The sequence below is a fragment of the Rhodococcus sp. NCIMB 12038 genome, from assembly GCF_002165735.1.
Classification (GTDB): domain Bacteria; phylum Actinomycetota; class Actinomycetes; order Mycobacteriales; family Mycobacteriaceae; genus Rhodococcus_F.
Genome location: NZ_NHML01000006.1, coordinates 1 through 17,912, shown reverse-complemented (window position 1 = coordinate 17,912; position 17,912 = coordinate 1). Strand labels below are relative to the sequence as shown.

19 protein-coding genes are annotated in these 17,912 nt (G+C 68.5%); 11 read left to right on the top strand and 8 right to left on the bottom strand.

The genetic code is table 11. The features are described from left to right. Positions 1 to 55 precede the first annotated feature (55 nt). Positions 56 to 562 (bottom strand): hypothetical protein, encoded by a 507-nt coding sequence (locus tag CA951_RS10525; RefSeq protein WP_087556795.1) that lies wholly within the window; start codon positions 560 to 562, stop codon positions 56 to 58. 152 nt (positions 563 to 714) lie between these two features. Here CA951_RS10525 and CA951_RS10520 point away from each other — a divergent pair, with 152 nt between their 5' ends. Together CA951_RS10520 and CA951_RS10515 are read left to right on the top strand one after the other, a co-directional pair. Next, a complete protein-coding gene (locus CA951_RS10520; protein WP_373413662.1) occupies positions 715 to 1,344 on the top strand; it encodes an alpha/beta fold hydrolase in 630 nt (209 codons plus the stop codon). A 41-nt stretch (positions 1,345 to 1,385) separates the two neighbouring features. Beyond that, a complete protein-coding gene (locus CA951_RS10515) occupies positions 1,386 to 2,282 on the top strand; it encodes an alpha/beta fold hydrolase (RefSeq protein ID WP_087556793.1) in 897 nt (298 codons plus the stop codon). A gap of 52 nt (positions 2,283 to 2,334) precedes the next feature. Here CA951_RS10515 and CA951_RS10510 read toward each other — a convergent pair whose 3' ends face one another. Continuing rightward, positions 2,335 to 2,922 (bottom strand): phosphoribosylanthranilate isomerase, encoded by a 588-nt coding sequence (locus CA951_RS10510; protein ID WP_087556792.1) that lies wholly within the window; start codon positions 2,920 to 2,922, stop codon positions 2,335 to 2,337. 67 nt (positions 2,923 to 2,989) lie between these two features. On the opposite strand from CA951_RS10510, the gene CA951_RS10505 reads away from it, so the two are divergent. From CA951_RS10505 to CA951_RS10485, 5 genes are all read left to right on the top strand, one after another. After that, positions 2,990 to 4,294 carry an esterase family protein gene (locus CA951_RS10505; RefSeq protein ID WP_087556791.1) on the top strand — a complete coding sequence of 435 codons (1,305 nt, stop codon included), beginning with the start codon at positions 2,990 to 2,992 and terminating at the stop codon, positions 4,292 to 4,294. 27 nt (positions 4,295 to 4,321) lie between these two features. After that, positions 4,322 to 5,047 carry an ABC transporter substrate-binding protein gene (locus CA951_RS10500; protein ID WP_087556790.1) on the top strand — a complete coding sequence of 242 codons (726 nt, stop codon included), beginning with the start codon at positions 4,322 to 4,324 and terminating at the stop codon, positions 5,045 to 5,047. Beyond that, positions 5,044 to 5,454: a hypothetical protein gene (locus tag CA951_RS10495; RefSeq protein ID WP_087556789.1), complete on the top strand. Its 411-nt coding sequence runs from the start codon at positions 5,044 to 5,046 to the stop codon at positions 5,452 to 5,454. The genes CA951_RS10500 and CA951_RS10495 overlap by 4 nt, the downstream gene beginning before the upstream one ends. Positions 5,455 to 5,510: 56 nt before the next feature. Further along, positions 5,511 to 6,749, top strand: coding sequence for an acyl-CoA dehydrogenase family protein (locus CA951_RS10490; RefSeq protein ID WP_087556788.1), 1,239 nt, complete (start codon positions 5,511 to 5,513; stop codon positions 6,747 to 6,749). A gap of 69 nt (positions 6,750 to 6,818) precedes the next feature. Beyond that, positions 6,819 to 7,196: a VOC family protein gene (locus CA951_RS10485; protein ID WP_087556787.1), complete on the top strand. Its 378-nt coding sequence runs from the start codon at positions 6,819 to 6,821 to the stop codon at positions 7,194 to 7,196. Positions 7,197 to 7,199: 3 nt separating this feature from the next. Here CA951_RS10485 and CA951_RS10480 read toward each other — a convergent pair whose 3' ends face one another. Continuing rightward, on the bottom strand, positions 7,200 to 8,003 hold the full coding sequence (locus CA951_RS10480) for an alpha/beta fold hydrolase (protein WP_179220165.1): 804 nt from the start codon (positions 8,001 to 8,003) through the stop codon (positions 7,200 to 7,202). Between the two features lie 65 nt (positions 8,004 to 8,068). Here CA951_RS10480 and CA951_RS10475 point away from each other — a divergent pair, with 65 nt between their 5' ends. Next, positions 8,069 to 8,539 carry a nucleoside deaminase gene (locus CA951_RS10475; RefSeq protein ID WP_087556785.1) on the top strand — a complete coding sequence of 157 codons (471 nt, stop codon included), beginning with the start codon at positions 8,069 to 8,071 and terminating at the stop codon, positions 8,537 to 8,539. A 32-nt stretch (positions 8,540 to 8,571) separates the two neighbouring features. Here CA951_RS10475 and CA951_RS10470 read toward each other — a convergent pair whose 3' ends face one another. Then, positions 8,572 to 10,170: an ABC-F family ATP-binding cassette domain-containing protein gene (locus tag CA951_RS10470; protein ID WP_087556784.1), complete on the bottom strand. Its 1,599-nt coding sequence runs from the start codon at positions 10,168 to 10,170 to the stop codon at positions 8,572 to 8,574. Between the two features lie 141 nt (positions 10,171 to 10,311). Continuing rightward, entirely contained in the window at positions 10,312 to 10,878 is a 567-nt protein-coding gene (locus tag CA951_RS10465) for a hypothetical protein (RefSeq protein ID WP_087556783.1), read from the bottom strand. Between the two features lie 94 nt (positions 10,879 to 10,972). Between CA951_RS10465 and CA951_RS10460 the strand changes: the two genes are divergently transcribed. The 3 genes from CA951_RS10460 (at position 10,973) to CA951_RS10450 (ending at position 15,371) form a co-directional block, all read left to right on the top strand. Next, the gene (locus CA951_RS10460) at positions 10,973 to 12,781 is read left to right on the top strand and encodes a penicillin-binding transpeptidase domain-containing protein (RefSeq protein ID WP_087556782.1); all 1,809 of its coding nucleotides are present in this window, start codon (positions 10,973 to 10,975) and stop codon (positions 12,779 to 12,781) included. 96 nt (positions 12,782 to 12,877) lie between these two features. After that, positions 12,878 to 14,557 carry an NTF2-like N-terminal transpeptidase domain-containing protein gene (locus CA951_RS10455; protein ID WP_087556781.1) on the top strand — a complete coding sequence of 560 codons (1,680 nt, stop codon included), beginning with the start codon at positions 12,878 to 12,880 and terminating at the stop codon, positions 14,555 to 14,557. A 76-nt stretch (positions 14,558 to 14,633) separates the two neighbouring features. Continuing rightward, complete coding sequence (locus tag CA951_RS10450) at positions 14,634 to 15,371, top strand: sulfite exporter TauE/SafE family protein (RefSeq protein ID WP_087556780.1); 738 nt, start codon at positions 14,634 to 14,636, stop codon at positions 15,369 to 15,371. Positions 15,372 to 15,429: 58 nt separating this feature from the next. Here the strand turns inward: CA951_RS10450 and CA951_RS10445 are convergent, their stop codons facing one another. The 3 genes from CA951_RS10445 to CA951_RS10435 form a co-directional block, all read right to left on the bottom strand. Continuing rightward, a complete protein-coding gene (locus CA951_RS10445) occupies positions 15,430 to 16,902 on the bottom strand; it encodes a peptide MFS transporter (protein ID WP_087556779.1) in 1,473 nt (490 codons plus the stop codon). 59 nt (positions 16,903 to 16,961) lie between these two features. Then, positions 16,962 to 17,339, bottom strand: a complete 378-nt coding sequence (locus tag CA951_RS10440) for a DUF3054 domain-containing protein (RefSeq protein WP_087556778.1) — start codon at positions 17,337 to 17,339, stop codon at positions 16,962 to 16,964. A gap of 116 nt (positions 17,340 to 17,455) precedes the next feature. Next, on the bottom strand, positions 17,456 to 17,912 hold a 457-nt coding region (locus CA951_RS10435), incomplete at its 5' end, for a YceI family protein (RefSeq protein ID WP_087556777.1).

Genomic DNA, 17,912 nt, shown 5'->3' with positions numbered 1-17,912 from the left:
CCGACCTCCCGTGTGGGCACCGGCACCGGGCCGGTGTACCTGTCGTACTCGAACGCTACGTCGACGAGGTGTCGGTCGGCTTCGCGTGTGCTCCATGGGTATTCGTGGAACTCGTGCCGTCGGTCCGGGCGTTGGCCGGTCCGCCGTCCGTGGTGCGAGCGTCTGCGGCGCGGGCGTCGGTGGTGCGGGCGTCCTTCGAGGCGGTACCCGTCGTCTTGACGTCGGGATCGAGTTCGTCCGCCCTCTTCCATTCCTGCTTCAGGTCGTCACGAGACGTGGTCGCTGTGTTCTGGTGTGTCTGCGCATCGACCTGCAGTCGCTTGGCCTCCGCGGCCTTCGCCTCCGCCTCTGCCTGGGCCCTCCGTGCATTGGCCGCGGTCTCCTCCGCCAGCGCTTCGCGCTTCTCGACGACGGACGTCCGCTCCTGCGCCTTCGCGCGGATGCTGTCGGCCTCCTGGCGTCGGCGCTCGTTCCGCTTGCGCGATGCCGCAATGAGCAGCGCGGCCACGGCGAGTATGACGACGATCGCGACGATGATCCAGATGATGGTCATGGTGTCCATTGGCTACTCCCAGCAGTCGTGATTGTTAAAGTACCCAGCTCGCAAACCCTGCAAACAGATCGTGAGCCAATCGCAACCAACGAGCAGTTCCGGCAGGCAGGTCCAGTAATCGGAATTCTGGAACGGCCCGGCATTCCACTACCGTGAACCGCATGAGCGAGTTGCTGGACCGCGACGGCGTGCGTGGACATCTTCACCGCCCCGCGGGAGGCGCGTCGGCCGGGCTGGTCCTGACGCACGGAGCGGGAAGTGACTGCGACACAAAGCTGTTGCGTGCCGTCGCCGAGGGGTTCGTGGAGCGGGGAGTGGTGGTCCTGCGGTTCGACCTCCCGTTCCGGCTGCGCCGCGCGTCGGGCCCGCCGCACCCGTCGAAAGCGGCGGAGGACCGGGAGGGGATCGCGGCCGCGGTGTCCGTGATGCGGGAGTTGGTGCCGGTGCCGGTGTGGGCAGGTGGGCACTCGTACGGCGGGCGTCAGGCGTCCATGCTCGCCTCGGAGCGTCCGGGTCTCGTCGACGCCCTGCTCCTGCTGTCGTACCCGCTGCATCCACCGGCCAAGCCGGAGAAACTCCGCACCGAGCACCTTCCCGGCCTCCGCACCCCGGCCGTGGTGGTGCACGGGTCGAAGGACCCGTTCGCGACCCCCGAGGAAATGCGGTCGGCACTCGAACTGATCCCCGCTCCGACGACGCTCGTCGAACTCGAGGGCGCCCGGCACGATCTGGCCCCGGACAGGTTCCCGGTGGTCGAACGCGTGGTCGCGGCCATGCTGGACCTTCGGTAGGGCGGCCGAGAGCGTCTGCACGTGGTCGGTATGTTCGGTGAATGAGCAACGTGCAGACGGACGCGCCCCACTGGTTCACCGCGGCAGTGGCGGCCCCGGTCGACATCGGCCGGGTGGACGTCGCCGGCGCGGAGGTCCACTACCGCGCGTGGGGCCCGACGGGCGCGCCCGGACTCGTGCTCGTCCACGGCGGCGCCGCCCACAGCCGGTGGTGGGACCATGTGGCGCCCATGCTGGCCACGGGCCGCCGCGTCGTCGCACTCGACTTGACCGGGCACGGTGACAGCGACCGACGTCCGGAATACGGACTGGAACGGTGGGCGGAGGAAGCCCTCGCCGTGGCCAAGCCGGCGGGCATCTCGGGGGCGCCGGTGCTGGTCGGGCACAGCATGGGCGGCATGGTGTCGTACGTGGCCGCGCAACTGTTCGGCGAGGACCTGGCCGGTGTCCAGCTGATCGATTCTCCCGTCCTCGCCCGCACACCGGAAGAGGAAGAAGCGCGGAAGCAGCGGGCCTTCGGTCCGAAGAAGGTCTACCCGTCCCGGGAGGTGGCGCTGGAGCGGTTCCGGTTCGTCCCGCCGCAGGACACCGCGGTGCCCGCCGTCCTGCGTCACGTCGCGGAGACCTCGATGGAGGAGGTGGACGGCGGGTGGTCGTGGAAGTTCGATTCCTCGTTCTTCGCCCGCGAGGGCAGCGGGCATCTGGGCGCATCCGACCCGCGCTGCCGTCTCGCCTACTTCCGCGCCGAGAACGGCATCGTCACCGACGAGATGATGGACAGCATGCGCAGCCGATTCGGCCCGACCGCGGTGGTCGTCGAGATCCCCGACGCCGGACACCATGTGATGATCGATCAGCCGCTCGCGCTGGTCGTCGGCATCCGGACGGTGCTCGCATCGTGGGACGTCGAGGATTCCGTGACCGGGATGCCGCGCTGACTCGGATGCCGGGCTGACTCAGATACCGGGCTGAATCAGATACCGGACTGACTCAGTCGCCGGACCGCACGGCCGCGACGAACTGCTCGATCAGCGCCGCATCCTTCACACCGCGGGACGATTCGACACCGCTCGACACGTCGACACCCCACGCGCCGGTCGCGTCGACGGCGGCCCGCACGTTGCCGGGATGAAGCCCGCCGGCCAGGATCCATTCGCCGTCCGGCCTGCTCTGGTTCGCCCAGTCCCAGGGCACCCCGGCCCCGGCGGTGGCACCGTCGACGAGGATGCGGTCTGCTCCGAAATCGCCCGACGTGTCACCGGCGACGACGGCACGGATCACGCCGAGCCCCGCCTCCCGCAACCGGGTGACGTCGTCGGCGGATTGCAGGTCGTGCACCTGGACGGTGCCGAGACCTGCCGCCGCGGCGACCTCGATCACCTCCGGCACGGAACTCCCCTTGAACACGCCCACCGCGACGGTGTGACCGGTGACCCGGCGGACCAGCGGCGCGGCGTCGCCGGGGGAGATTCGGCGGACGCTGTCGGCGAACACGAAACCCACGGCGTCCACGCCGAGGCGCACGGCCAGATCGACGGAGGCCGCGTCACGCAGACCGCACACCTTGATGAAAGTCACCCCCGCGATTTTACCGGTCGCTCCGACTCGCCGACGCGGTGCGGGTTCGCGCTCTAGGCTTCGTGAGGTGGACTGGCTCAGCGACCTCAGCGTGATCACCGGGCCTCTGCCCTGGATCCTCACGGTGATCGGCGCGCTCGGTGGCGTGTGGCTGCTCGCCGCCCGCGCACCGTGGTACCGCAGGAAGGCGATTCCGATCTTCCTGGCCGTGTCGGTGGTCGTCACCGTCGTCCTGTACGTGATGGTCGAGAAGGTTCTCCGGCCGTTCCCCGACCCCATCGAGATCTCCATCTACGTGTGGATCGGTCTGGGGCTCTTCGCGATCGTCCTGCTCGTGCCGCGGATCCGCGCCGGCCGGACGGTGAAAGCCGCAATCGTGTCGGTGCTCGCGGTCGTCGCCGTCCTCCTCTCGTCGGCGACCCAGATCAATCTGGTGTTCGACGCCTACCCCACGGTGGGCACGGCATTCGGGGCGGAACCGTTCGACCGGGTCCAGATGAACGACCTCGGCAGCGCCACCGAGAACGTGGTGACGGGAACGCCGCTCGACGCGTCGTGGACGGCCCCGCCCGGGATGCCGTCCGAGGGACGGGTCCTGACGGCGCCCGTTCCCGGGACGGAGTCGGGGTTCGCCGCCCGCGACGCCGAGATCTACCTCCCGCCCGCCTACTTCGCCAACCCGCGCCCGCTGCTGCCCGTGCTCGTGATGCTGGCCGGTCAGCCGGGCTCGCCGGAGGACTGGTTCGCCGGCGGCAAGCTCGCCACCACGATGAACGAGTTCGCCGCGAAACACGACGGGCTGGCCCCGATCGTGGTGGTGGCGGACGGCACCGGTTCGCAGATCGCGAACCCCCTGTGCACCGATTCGAAGCTGGGCAACGTGGCCACGTATCTGGCGAAGGACGTTCCGGCCTGGGTGAAGTCGAATCTGCAGGTGAACCCGGACCCGAAGGCGTGGGCCATCGGCGGCCTGTCCTACGGCGGCACCTGCTCGCTGCAGATGGCCACCAACTATCCCGACGTGTATCCGACGTTCCTCGACATCTCGGGTCAGGAAGCGCCCACCCTCGGCGACCACCAGCGCACCCTCGACGACGGCTTCGGCGGTGACGAGGCGGCGTTCAAGAAGGTCAATCCGCTCGACCTGATGGCGTCGAACAAATACCCGGACACGGCCGGGGTCTTCGTCATCGGCAGCGACGACGACGCCTACAAGCCGGGAGCGCAGAAGGTCTATCAGGCCGCGAAGAACGCCGGCATGGACGTGCAGTACGTGGAAGTGCCGGGCGGGCACAGCTTCGCGGTGTGGTCCGCCGGGCTGGAGAAGGAATTGCCCTGGCTGGCACAGCGGTTGGGGCTGATCGGTTCGTAGGAACCCGCCACGGCGGAGAGGGGCGACATGACGGCGGCAGCGAAGGTACTGCGGGTGGGTTCGGCCCTGCCCGACCCGCCGTTCGAGTTCCGCGACGGTGCGGCGCCTGCGGGGTTCGACGTCGAGTTCACCCGGGCACTCGCGCGGGAACTCGGCCTCGAGTGGTCGCTCGTCCCGTACCGGGGCACCGACTTCAACGGCATCTTCGGCGCACTGGCGAACGGCGAATTCGACTGCATCGCCTCGGGAACCACCGTGACGCCGGAGCGGCGGGAGCGCGCCGATTTCTGCGCCCCGTACCTCGTGTCGGGTCAGTCCCTGGCCGTCGACACGTCCCGGCATCCCGGCGTGCGCGGGGTCGACGACCTGCGCGGCCTGACGGTCGGTGTCCAGCACGGCAACACCAGTCAGCCGATCGTCGAACGCCTCGTCGCGGACGGCCGCGCGGGCGCGATCCGGGTGTATGCGTACGACCGGATCGGGCAGGCCCTCGACGACCTGTCCTCGGGCGGGTGCGACGCCGTCATGAAACTCGCGCCGGTCCTCACCTGGCTGGTTCGGGACCGTCCGCACGTCGAGGTGGTCGAACGGGGGATTTCCCGGGAGGAGATCGCCGTCGCTGTCCGCACCGGTGATCACGCGCTGCGCGACCGCATCGAGTCGGCGCAGCGCGCCCTGGCCGCGGACGGCACCCTCGACCGGTTGCGGTCGACGTGGCTCGGGATCGGTGAAACGAAAGGTGGCTCGGCATGATTCGCTGTGTGCGACTGTGGACCGGCGCGGACGACGCGTCCCACTTCGAGGAGGGGTTCCTCGCCATGGACCCGGGGCGGAAGGACGACCTCTGCACGGCAGGGATCGACGTGACCCACCTCAGTTTCGAGGAGACCACGTCGGGCGGATCCTTCGACTGGCACACCGCGCCGGTGCGGCAACTCGTACTCACGCTCGGCGGCACCCTCGACTTCCGGACCCGGGGCGGTGACCAGTTCCGCCTTCGCGAGGGCGACGTCCTGCTCGCCGAGGACACGTCCGGCAGCGGTCACGAGTGGACTCTCGTCGGGTCGGACCCGTGGCGTCGCGCATATGTGGTGCTCGCCGAGGGTGCTCCGGTGCCGTTCCGGACGAGTGCACCGTCCGGCACACCTGTCCAAGAATAGGAACGTGTTCTATATTTGCGGCAACCCTTTGTCTCTCGGCGACTGGAGTGCCCGGCATGTATGAGTGGTCAGATACCGACCTGATGTTCCGCGACGCGATCCGCGGTTTCATCGACAAGGAGATTCGACCGCACGTCGACAAGTTGGAGACCGGTGAGCTGCCTCCGTTCGACATCATCCGCAAGCTCTTCGCCACCTTCGGCCTGGACGAGATGGCCCGGGAGGCGCTGACGAAGTCCCTGGACCGCGAACGCAGTGGCGACGCCGCGTCCGGCGCGAAGGACGAGAAATCCGGCGGCCTCGGCGGCGCGGGCAGCATGGGTGTCATCATGAACGCCGAACTGGCAGGCGTCAGCCTCGGACTCGTCGCCTCGCTCGGGGTGAGTCTCGGGCTCACGGCGGGCACCATCCGCAGTCGCGGGACGCTGGCGCAGAAGGAACGCTGGCTGCCCGGTCTGGTCACGTTCGAGAAGGTCGGGGCGTGGGCCATCACCGAGCCCGACTCCGGCTCGGACGCGTTCGGCGGCATGAAGTCCTACGTGCGCCGCGACGGCGACGACTACATCCTCAACGGGCAGAAGACGTTCATCACCAACGGTCCCTACGCCGACGTCATCGTCGTCTACGCGAAACTCGACGAGGGGGACTCGTCCGTCGACCGCCGCGACCGGAAGGTGCTCGCCTTCGTCCTGGACGCGGGCATGGAGGGGCTCACGCAGGGGGCGCCGTTCAAGAAGATGGGCATGAACTCCTCGCCCACCGGGGAACTGTTCTTCGACAACGTGCGCGTCACCCGTGACCGTCTGCTCGGCGAGACGGAGGACGGCGGCAAGTCGGACGGCAAGTCCAGCGCGAAGGAGAACTTCGCGGCCGAACGGATCGGTATCGCGTCGCTGTCGCTCGGCATCATCAACGAATGTCACCGGCTCTGCATCGACTACGCCAAGTCCCGCAAGCTGTGGGGCAAGGAGATCGCCCAGTTCCAGCTCATCCAGCTCAAGCTCGCCGAGATGGAGATCGCGCGCATCAACGTGCAGAACATGGTCTTCAACGCCATCGAGCGCACCGCGGCGGGGGATCGGGTGAGCCTCGCGGAGGCGTCGGCGATGAAGCTCTACTCCTCGCGGGCCGCCACCGAGGTGGCGATGGAGGCGGTGCAGCTGTTCGGCGGCAACGGCTACATGGCCGAGTACCGGGTCGAGCAACTCGCGCGCGACGCGAAGTCGCTGATGATCTACGCGGGCAGCAACGAGATCCAGGTGACGCACATCGCGAAGGGCCTGCTGGCGATGTGAGGTCCGGCCCCGGGAACAAATGCCGTACGGCGTACGTTAGTGGGGTGTCGTCAACGAAAGGACACCACCGTGAAGGTCACCGCGAGCGCACTGTCGCTGAACGTCGCCGACCCCGTCGCGTCGGCCGAGTTCGCCAAATCCCACCTGGGCTTCGTCGAGGAGATGGCCGCGGAGGGCTTCGTGTCACTGAAACGCGCGGACGTCGGCTTCAATCTGGTCTTCCTGAAGACCGGACTGGAGACGTTCAAACCCGCGCGGATCGCCGGTGACGCCGGCCAAGGGCTGTTGATCGCACTCGTCGTCGACGGCATCGACCGCGAATACGAGCGACTGCAGGCGGAAGGCGTCCCGATCGTGACGCCCATCGAAACCGAGCCGTGGGGCGAACGCTACTTCCAGATGAGCGACCCGAATGGGGTGATCATCCAACTGGTCGAATGGGTGTAGCGGTCACACCGCGGCGAGAAACGGCTCGACGGCCGCGAGCACCTCGGTGCTCGCGGCCACGGCCGTCGAATGGTCGAAACCGGGCAGGATCGCCAGCGACGCACCGGGAATCAGCGCCGCCACCCGCCGGGTGTCGCCGATCCGCTCGGCGTCCTCCGAGCCGACGAACAGCAGGGTGGGGACGGCGATCCGGCGCAGGACGTCGTCGTCGACTCCCGGCTCCACACCCGACCGTCGCATGTACGCGGCGAGGGCCTTCGCGTCGTTCGCCATGAACGCCACCCGCGTTCCGGCGTCGATCGGCCACGCACGCCGGGCATTCCACTGCCCCAGGAACGCGTCCATGCCGTCCCGTTCGAGGACGTCGATGCAGCCCGGGAAGAACAGCCGGTCGAACGCGCCGGCCTGCGGGAGGCTGCTGCCACCGCCGACGATCAGGCTCTCCAGGCGGTCGGGCGCGCCGACCGCCAGCGCCAGCGCGACCCGGCCGCCGAGCGAATACCCCAACACGTGCGCGCTGGGAAGCTCCAGGTGGTCGAGGACCGCCAGGACGTCGCCGCTGAGCAGATCCATCGCGTATGCGTCCTCGTCGTGCGGCTTGTCGCTGCGCCCGTGGCCCCGCAGATCGACCAGGATCAGCCGGTACCGATCGCGCAGCGCGGCGACGTAACCGAACCCGCGCCAGATCGCGTGGGAGAGGGCCGTGCCGTGGACGAGGACGAGCGGTTCCCCGTCGCCGACCGTCCGATACGCGATCCGGACGCCGTCGACGGGATTGGTAGCGTGCTGCACCCGCCCAGTCTGCATCACGCGCGTCGCGGCCGACTCCCGGACTGCACTCGGGCGCAGGGGCCGGGGGCGATACTGGTGGCATGCCGATTCCCCCGAACCCCGCGCTCGACCCCGACGAACTGCTGGCCGTCGCGATCGCCGAGGCGGAACTCGGCAAACGCGAGGGTGGAATCCCGATCGGGGCCGCGCTGTTCGCCGGCGACGGCACCCTGCTCGGCCGCGGCCGCAACCGGCGGGTCCAGCACGGCGACCCGTCCGTCCACGGTGAGACGGACGCGTTCCGCGCCGCCGGGCGCCAGCGCGACTACCGCTCGACGATCATGGTGACCACCCTGTCACCGTGCTGGTACTGCAGCGGACTGGTCCGGCAGTTCAACATCGGCGCGATCGTCGTGGGGGAGAGCGTCACCTTCACCGGCGGACACGAATGGCTCCGCGAGAACGGCGTCGACGTCACCGTCCTGCGCGACCATCACTGCATCGACCTGATGGCCGAATTCATCGCGAGCAGACCCACACTCTGGCACGAGGACATCGGCGTCGCCGAATAGCTCTCGCCCGTGCGCCTTTCTGGTCGCTGGGACTACCGGAAAGGCGCACAGGGCCGCAGGCCCTCCCCGGTCAGTTCGAGCCATCGGGTGACACCGATGTCGTGGAGGAACTGCCGGTCGTGGCTGACCACGATCAGCGCGCCGCGGTAACTGCGGAGCGCCTGCGTGAGGTGCGCGAGGCTCGGCAGGTCGAGGTTGTTCGTCGGCTCGTCCAACAGCAGCAGTCGCGGGGCGGGCTCGGCCAGCAGGATGGTCGCGAGGGCCGCCCGCAACCGTTCCCCGCCCGACAACGCCGACGCGAGAACATCGGAATCGTTGCCCCGGAACAGGAACCGGGCCAGCTGGGCGCGGATCTGTTCCTGCGACGCGTGCGGCGCCGCCGCGGCCACGTTCTCGGCGACCGTCAGCGACTCGTCGAACACGTCGAGTCGCTGCGGCAGGGCCTTGAACGGCACCCGCGGTCCCGCGGCCACGACGGCGTCGAGCAGGGTCGTCTTCCCGACGCCGTTGCGTCCGACGAGGGCGATCCGCTCGGGACCGACCACGTCCAGCGACACCTGCTGTCCGCTGCGCAGGCTCAGGTCCCGGACGGAGACCACCTCCTGACCCGAGTACACCTCCGTGGCGGGCAGGTCGATGCGCACCTCGCGGTCGTCCCGCAGGGCACTCTCCGCTTCCGTCAACGAATCCCGCGCCTCGTCGACCTTCGCGATGTGATTGTTCCGCAGCTTCCCTGCCGACTCCTGAGCCTGCCGCTTCCGCAGTCCCATCACGATCTTCGGTTCGCGCTTGTTCTCGAACATTTTCTGCCCGTACCGCTTACGCCGGTCGATCTTGATGCGGGCCTCGACGAGTTCCCGCTTCTGCTTCTGCACGTCGCTGCGGGCGTCGCGCACCGCGGCCCGCGCGGCCTCCTGCTCCGCCTCGACGATCTCCTGGTACGCGCTGAAGTTGCCACCGAACATGCGGATCTCGCCGGCGCGCAGTTCCGCGATCGAAGTCATGAGGTCGAGCAGGGCGCGGTCGTGGCTGACCACCAGCAGCGTGCCCGGAAACTGTTGCACGACTTCATAGAGCTTGCTGCGGGACGCGCCGTCGAGGTTGTTGGTGGGCTCGTCGAGGAGCAGCACCTCCGGTTCCCTCAGCAGTTGCGCGGTGAGACCGAGCAGCACGGTCTCACCACCGGACAGGGTGCCGACGGTGCGGTCGAGGTCGAACGTGCTGCCGAGTACCCGCTCGAGACCGAGCCGGTGCAGCGTCGACACGGCCCGCTCCTCGATGTCCCAGCGGCCGGTCGCGGCATCGAAATCCTCGGGGGTGCCGTCGCCGGACTCGATGCGGTGCAACGCCGCCCGAAGATCGTCGATGCCGAGGATCCGGTCGATCTTCAGCGTGGGGTCGAGTGTGATGTCCTGCGGCAGGTACGCCACCTCGCCCTGCGCCGTCACCGACCCGTGGTCGGGACGCAGGCGCCCGGCGATCAGCCGGAGAAGCGTGGATTTACCGGAACCGTTGAGACCTACCAGGCCGGTGCGTCCGGGGCCGAAGACGGCGTCGAGGCCGTCGAACACAGGCTCGCCGTCGGGCCAGGTGAACGTGAGGTCGGACAGGGACAGATATGACTGTGCCATGGGGTACTCCCGAGGTGTGTGCGGATGAAGACTCGCGTGACTACCTCGTCAGGAGCAATGGACCGTTCCCCTCTGTCTGACGCGCCCGGTGCGCATCGGTGACGTTCACGATAGGACGCCGCCGATGCCCGCGCAATCGAATTAAATCTGGGGGCCGTCGGCCCTGAGTTCGTCCACCTTCGCCATGGCCTCGCGCAGTTCGGCCAGCCACTGTTCGCTGTGCTGGCCTGCCAGGCGCACCGTCCACATCAGCGCGTCCGACCGCGAACGCGCCACGCCGGCGTCGACGAGCGTGTCGAGCACCTTGCGTTCGGGTTGGCGGAGCCGGGTCATCACGGGGACGGCGAGGTGGGTGAAAAGTGTCTTGTGGTCGTCGAGGCTGACACCCCACGCGACCTTGCGTCCATAGCGCCGCTCGGCCTCGTCCGCGATGCGCATCCGATCGCCTCGGGTCGTCTCGCGGAAGCGCGAGATGCGCCCCTCGATCGCGGCCTCGGAACCGGAGTCGGCGGACTCGACGGGCGGCAACTCGCCGACCACCACGATCTCCTCCCGGTCGACCTCGACGGTCGCGGGGCCGGTGAACCAGTCGTCGGGGAGTCGGCCGGCGAACCACTCGGCCGCGTCGCTCGTGTCGGGGACATCCGCCTGCTGCCATCCACCGGGGCGGCCGAAGCGGCGGGGTCCCGGACCTTGTGCGTTCTTCATGGCGTCCTCCTGGGAGCCGGGTGCCACTATCACTGTGATGCAGCACTGATTACATGATTACACCGATTATTCGAAGCGCGCCACCACGTCAGGCATGATCGAGTCCGTGCGCACCTCAACCGTTCGTCACAGCCCCATCCGTCCCACCCCCACCCGGAAGGCGACCGCCGGAATCGCCGTCCTCGCGACGGTGCTCTCCGCCTGCGGACTGTTCGGGCCCGACCAGCCCGATACCGTGTCGCAGCAGTTCGCCGACGCCCTGAACAGCGACGACGTGCAGGCCGCCGCCGCACTCACCACCGACCCGGCAGCCGCCACCGCCGCGATCACGGCCATGTACGACGGGCTCGGAAACCAGGACGGCACGTACACCCGCACCGACGTGCAGGAGTCGGGCGACGACGGCGGAACCTTCACGATGGACGTGTCCTGGCCGTTCGCCCCGGGACAGGAATGGAAGTACAGCACCACCGGCAACGCCACCAAGGACGGCGACGACTGGAAGATCGTCTGGGACCCGGCCGTGCTCGCACCCGGACTCACCGACGACACCACCGTCCGGTACACCACCACGACGGGGACACCGCCGAAGGTCCTCGCCGCGGGTGGCGCCCCGATCCTCGAGCAACAGGTCGTCACGCTGGTCAACCTCGACCAGGGCGCCGACACCGCGGCGGTCGCGTCGTTGCTGTCGCCCATCGTGCCGACCATCACCGCGGCCTCGCTCCAGCAGGACCTGGCCGGCGCCCAGGGCAAGCCGGGCACCGCCATCTCGCTGCGGGCCGAGGACCTCGCGCCGATCGAACCGCAGCTGCGGCAACTCGCCGGAGTCACGCTCGCCCCGCAGACCAGGCTGCTCAGCACCGACAAGGCGCTGGCCTCGCCCACCCTGGCGGGGCTGGGCGACCTGTGGCAGCAGGGGCAGGACGCGTCCGCGGGCTGGGCGGTGCAACTGGTCGGGCAGGACGGATCGGTGAAGAGCGTCGCCGGAGAGCAGGGCCCCGACGCCCCCGACATCGCGACGACCCTCGACCTCCCGATGCAGATGGCCGCCGAGCGGGCTCTCGCCGACGTGCCGCAGCAGGCCGCGATCGTCGCCCTGCGACCCTCCACGGGTGAGGTGCTCGCGGTCGCGCAGAACGCCCCGGCCGACGCGCTCGGCCCGATCGCGCTCACCGGCCTCTACCCGCCGGGATCGACGTTCAAGACGGTGACGACGTCCGCCGCCCTGCAGGCCGGTGCCGCCACCCCCGACACCGTCCTGCCCTGCCCCGGCACCGAGAACATCGAGGGCAGGCAGATCCCCAACGACGACGAATTCGACCTCGGCGCGGTCCCGCTGCACACCGCGTTCGCGCGGTCGTGCAACACCACCATGGGACGGCTCGCGGTCGGGCTGCCGCCCGACGCCCTGCAGAAGGCCGCGCTGCAGTTCGGGCTCGGCGTCGACTACGTCACGCCCGGACTGACCACCGTCACCGGCAACGTGCCGATCGCCGACAGTCCCGCCGCCCGGGTCGAGTCCGGCATCGGGCAGGGGCAGGTGACCGCGTCGCCGTTCGGGATGGCTATGGTGGCCGCATCGATCGCGGACGGTTCCACGCCGTCGCCGATGATCGTGCAGGGACAGCCCGGCACCGCCGACAAGACGGCGCCCGCCGTGCCTGCGAACGTCACCGCCGACCTCCGGACGATGATGCGTGAAACTGTGACGGGAGGTACCGCTACTGCGCTGCAGGACATTCCGGGGCTGCTCGGAAAAACCGGCACGGCCGAGTCCGGAAGTGGTCCCGCTCACGGCTGGTTCGTCGGAATCAAGGACGACCTAGCATTTGCCGTCTTTATTGCAACAGGTGACAGTTCGGCCCCTGCTGTGCAGGCTGCGGGGCGTTTTCTTCGATAAACCCGTTCACGCGTTGCTGTTCGGGGATAAGTTGTGGCTCAACCGTAACTCCTTCGTAGGCAAATGGTGCTTGTTACGCATGTGACTGAAAGCAAGATGGTGGACATGGGGAATGGACGATCGCTTGGCCGCCGCAACAGATACGTGATCGCCCTGACGTCGGCTGTCGTTCTGGCGGTAATTCTGGCGTCGTGCGTGCTGTCGAAAGAGGAGGCGACCGCGCAGTCGGTCGTCGACGACTTCGTCAACGCACTGAATGAGGGCGATGCCGCTACAGCTGCAGCGCAGACCTCCTATCCCAACGCCGCGGAGACGGCGATACAGCAGATGTTCGACGGACTCCATCCCGAGGACGCCAAGTTCGACGTGACCCAGTTCATGGACCTCGGCTCGGACTCCGGCTTCTTCACCGTCGGTGCCGCTTGGCATTTCGGTGAGGGCAAGGATTGGACCTACCAGGTTCAGGGCGGCGTGCGGAACCTGTCCGTCGGCTGGCGCATCTCCTGGGATCCGTCGATCCTCGCGCCCGACCTGGGCAACGGGCGCGTCGTCCGCTACGACCGGACGGACGCCGCACCGCCGCGGGTGTTCGACGCTGTCGGCGGGTTGCTCATGAACGAGCAGACCATCAACTCGGTCACCCTCGATCCCGCGACGATGCCCGATCCCGTCGCGACCACCCGGCGTCTGGCGGAGGTCCTCGAGCCGGTGGCTCCCCTCGTGACGGCCGACTCGATGATGGCGGAGATGGCCGAGAAACCCGGCCAGCAGGTCACCGCCGTGCTGTTGCGCGACCAGGACTGGCAATTCCTCGAGGAGGACCTCGCGATCCCCGGCGTCATCACCATCAAGACGCCGAAGCTCATCACGTCGGATCGGCGCATCACGACACCGCTGCTGGATCCGCTGCGCAAGGTGTGGCAGGCCAACCGGGACGCGACGGCCGGCTGGGCCGTCCACCTCGTCGACCCCGACGGCACGCTCATTCCGCAGGCCGGTTTCCAGGGCCCGCCCGGACCGGACATCGTCGCGACGGTGGACTCCCACCTCCAACTGGCAGCCGAGGAAGCCGTCGTCAGCGTCGGCACCCCCGCGGCGATCGTCGCGATCCAGCCGTCCTCCGGCGCCGTTCTGGCCGCCGCCCAGAACAACCAGGCGATGGAGCAGGGGCCGATCGCGTTCCAGGGTCTCTACAACGCCGGATCGAACCTCGACCTGGTGAAGAAGGCCGCCGGACTGCAGAAGGGCGTCGACCCGTCCTCGCTGTCGATCGAGGACATCGAGAAGGCGGGCAATCAGCTCGGGCTCGGCATGAACTACAAGATCCCGGGCCTCGACCATCAGACCGCCGTCTTCACCGCCGACCAGTCGGGCATGAACCAGGTGATGAACCGCAAGGACAGCGACCTGCCCGCCGTCACGCCGTTCGGGATGGCCATGCTGGCCGCGTCGATCGCACGGGGCAGCGCGCCGGCGCCGATGATCGTCCAGGGGCAGCCGGGCACCACCGACGTGGCCGCTCAGCCGCTTCCGGCGAACGTCAACGACCAGTTGCGCGCCATGATGCGCGACAACGTCGTGCGGGGCGGGGCGTCGTTCCTCAACGGCTACCCGGACCTCATGGGCATGAACGGTGCCAGCGGCGACGACCGCTGGTTCTACGGCTCACGCGGCGACCTGGCCTTCGCGGTCTTCGTCGCCGACGCCGACGGCGGCGACCGCGCGGTGAAGATGACCGACATGCTGTTCCGTGAGATGGCGAAGCCGGCGAACTGAGGGGTGGGACCGTCGGCGCTGAGGGGCGGGCCGTCCGCGCTGAGGGAGTAAGTGAGCAAGGGTAAGTTTCTACCTTGTGTCCCTGCTTGATATCGGTCTTCTCGTCGTAGCGGGGTTCTTCGCGGGACTGGTCGGATTCGTCACCGGCCTGGCGTCCATCGTGTCGTATCCCGCACTCCTCGCCGTCGGTCTGCCGCCGGTGACCGCCAATGTGACCAACACGGTCGCGATGGTGGCGGTCGGCGTGGGCGCGCTGTCCAACTCGACGCGGGAGGTCGCCGACACCGGTCCCAAGCTGTGGCGGTGGGCGCTGTACTCGGCGGCGGGCGGCCTGGTCGGTGCGGGAATCCTGCTGCTGGCGCCCGCGGGGTCGTTCGAGGCGATCGTCCCGTTCATGGTTGCGTTCGCCGCGTTGGCGCTGCTGCTGCAACCCCGGTTGCGTGCGCTGGCGGGCGGGCGGGACATGCCCCGCACCTATTCGGTGTCGCTGTTCGTCGTCGCCATCTACGGCGGGTACTTCGGTGCGGGCGCCGGCGTCATCTTCCTGGCGATCGCCCTGATCCTCACGTCGGAGAAGATCTGGCGCGCGACCATACTGAAGAGCTTTCTTCTCGGCGTCGCGAACCTGGTCGCCGCGATCGGGTTCGCGGCCTTCGGCCCCGTCCACTGGGGCGCCGCCGCCGCGATGGCGATCGGCGCCCTGGCCGGTGGATGGTGCGGCCCGCCCGTGGTCAGGCGGATCCCGCCGTCCATCCTCCGCGTCGTCATCTCGATGGCGGGATTCGGCTTGGCCGTGTGGTTGTGGGTGCGCTGAGACCGTTTCTCAGCCCAGACGGTTTCTCAGCCCAGACGGTTTTTCAGCGCAGACGGTCTCAGTGCACGCCCTTCATCAGACGCTTGATCCACGGTGCCCCGATGGCGAGGAGCACACCCACGGCGATCGAGCCGAGCCCGACCGCGGTGAAGTACGGGACCTCGTTGTTCTCGTCGTAGTACTTCGCCAGCGTTCCCGCCATCGCGGTGCCCAGGGCGACGGACAGGAAGAACAACGCCACCATCTGGGTGTGGAACGCCTCGGGCGCCAGCTTGGTCGACAGCGACAGGCCCACCGGCGACAGCAGCAGTTCCGCGAACGTGAACAGCAGGAGGATGCCTGCAAGACCCAGGAGCGGTGCGCTGTTCGCGCCGCCACCCGACATCGGGATGAACGCGAGGAACGCGAGCCCCATGATGATCGTCCCGGCCGCGAACTTGATCGGCGACGACGGCTGACGGGGGCCGAGTTTCGTCCACGCGGCCGCGAAGACACCCGCGAAGATGATGATGAAGACCGGGTTGATGGACTGCACCCACGACGGCGGGAAGTCCCAGCCGAACAGGTTGCGGTCGAGTCGCTTGTCCGAGTAGACGGCGACGGTGGTGAACTGCTGCTGGAAGAGTGACCAGAACACGGCGCTGGCGATGAACATCGGGATGAACGCAAAGACGCGGCTGCGCTCGACGGCCGTGATGCGGTGACTCGTCAGCATGATCGCGAAATAGCCGATCGCCGCGACGATGGTGAGACCGACGACGATGTCCGACATGTTGGCCGCGGTGATGACCCCGGTGAGCGACAGGGCGGCGATCACGATCACCGCGCCGGCGCCGATCGCGATCCACTTGCTGCGCTGGTCGTGGGGGAGCGGGTTGGTCGGCTCGGCGCCCACACCCCGGAGGTGCTTGCGGCCGAGCGTGTACTGGATCAGTCCGAGCGCCATGCCGATCGCGGCCAATGCGAAGCCGGCATGGAAGCCGATGGCGTCCTGCGCCCAGCCCGTCAGCAGTGGGCCGACCAGGGCGCCCAGGTTGATACCCATGTAGAAGATGGAGAATCCGGCGTCGCGGCGCTCGTCCTGTTCGTCGTACAGATCGCCGACCAGGGACGTGGCGTTGGCCTTGAGCCCACCGCTACCGAATGCGACACAGACCAGACCGATGCCCACACCCCACAGGCCCGGGAACACCGCCAGGGCGATGTGGCCGAGCATGACGAGGATGGCGCTGTAGAAGAGGGTGCGTTCGGAGCCGAGGAGACGGTCCGCGACCCACGCGCCCAGGATGGTGGACAGGTACACCGTTCCGCCGTAGGCGCCGACGATGCTGGTCGCGGACGATTCGGCGATTCCGAGACCGCCGTCGGCGGCCGAATAGTAGAGATAATAGATCAGGATGCCCTGCATCCCGTAAAAGGAGAATCGCTCCCACATCTCGACGCCGAACAGGTTCGCGAGGGCGAACGGCTGGCCGAAGAAACCGCGGTCGGCCCGCCGCTCGTCCCGGGCCGGATCGATGGTGTCACTCATGGGAAAACTGTCTCACCTCGAGCGGAAGTTCGTGTGCCGTCGGGGCGGATTCGCTGCGATCAGGTGGTGGCGCGCGCCCTCGTCACGATCTTCGCGACGGCCCGCCAGCCGAGGAGGAACACGGCGAGGACGGTGCCGGCCACGATGATGAAACTGAACGCCGTTCCCTGGCCGCTGACCACGCGCAACAGCATGCCCACCACGAGCGTCGACAACCACACCACGATGCCTGTCGGGACGATGAGGAACGCGTCGAACTTGTCGCGGTAGAGCGCGACGGTCGCGAGCCAGCCGACCGCCAGACCGGACAGGAACGGCCACGCCGTGGTCGCCAGGCCCGCCAGTGCGTTGGCTTCGTCGTGGCTGCGGCGGCCGATCGCGCAGAACACGATGACGAGGACGACATCCAGGGCGAGAGCGGGAAGGTACTTCTTCACACGGCCAGCCTAGAGGTGGTGCCGTCGCGGAGTTCCGGCCGATCGGTTTCGCGACGACCGCGCCCCGTCGTCCGGGTGGACGACGGGGCGCGGGTGGTGCCGGTGGTGCGGGTGGGTCAGGCCTGCAGGGCGGCCTCGATCTCGAGGGTGATGGTGATCTTGTCGCCGACGACGGCGCCGCCGCCTTCGAGGGGCATGTCGATGGTGATGCCGAAGTCCTTGCGGTTGAGGACGGTGGTGGCTTCGAAGCCGGCGACCGGTCCGTTGCCCATGCCGGGGTTGACGCCGTTGAATTCGAGGGCGAGCTCGACGGGGCGGGTGACGCCGCGGAGGGTGAAGTCGCCCTCGACGACGTAGTCGTCGCCCTTGGTGCGGACGGCGGTGGAGGTGAAGGTGGCGGTGGGGTACTGCTCGGCGTCGAAGAAGTCGGCGGACTTGATGTGGGCGTCGCGGTCGGCGTTCTTGGTGTCGATGGACGCGACCTGGATTTCGGCGGTGACGGCGGGGGGGCCGTCCTCGGCGGCGGGGATCGCGCCCGCGAAGTCGGTGAAGGGGCCGCGGGCCTTGCTGACC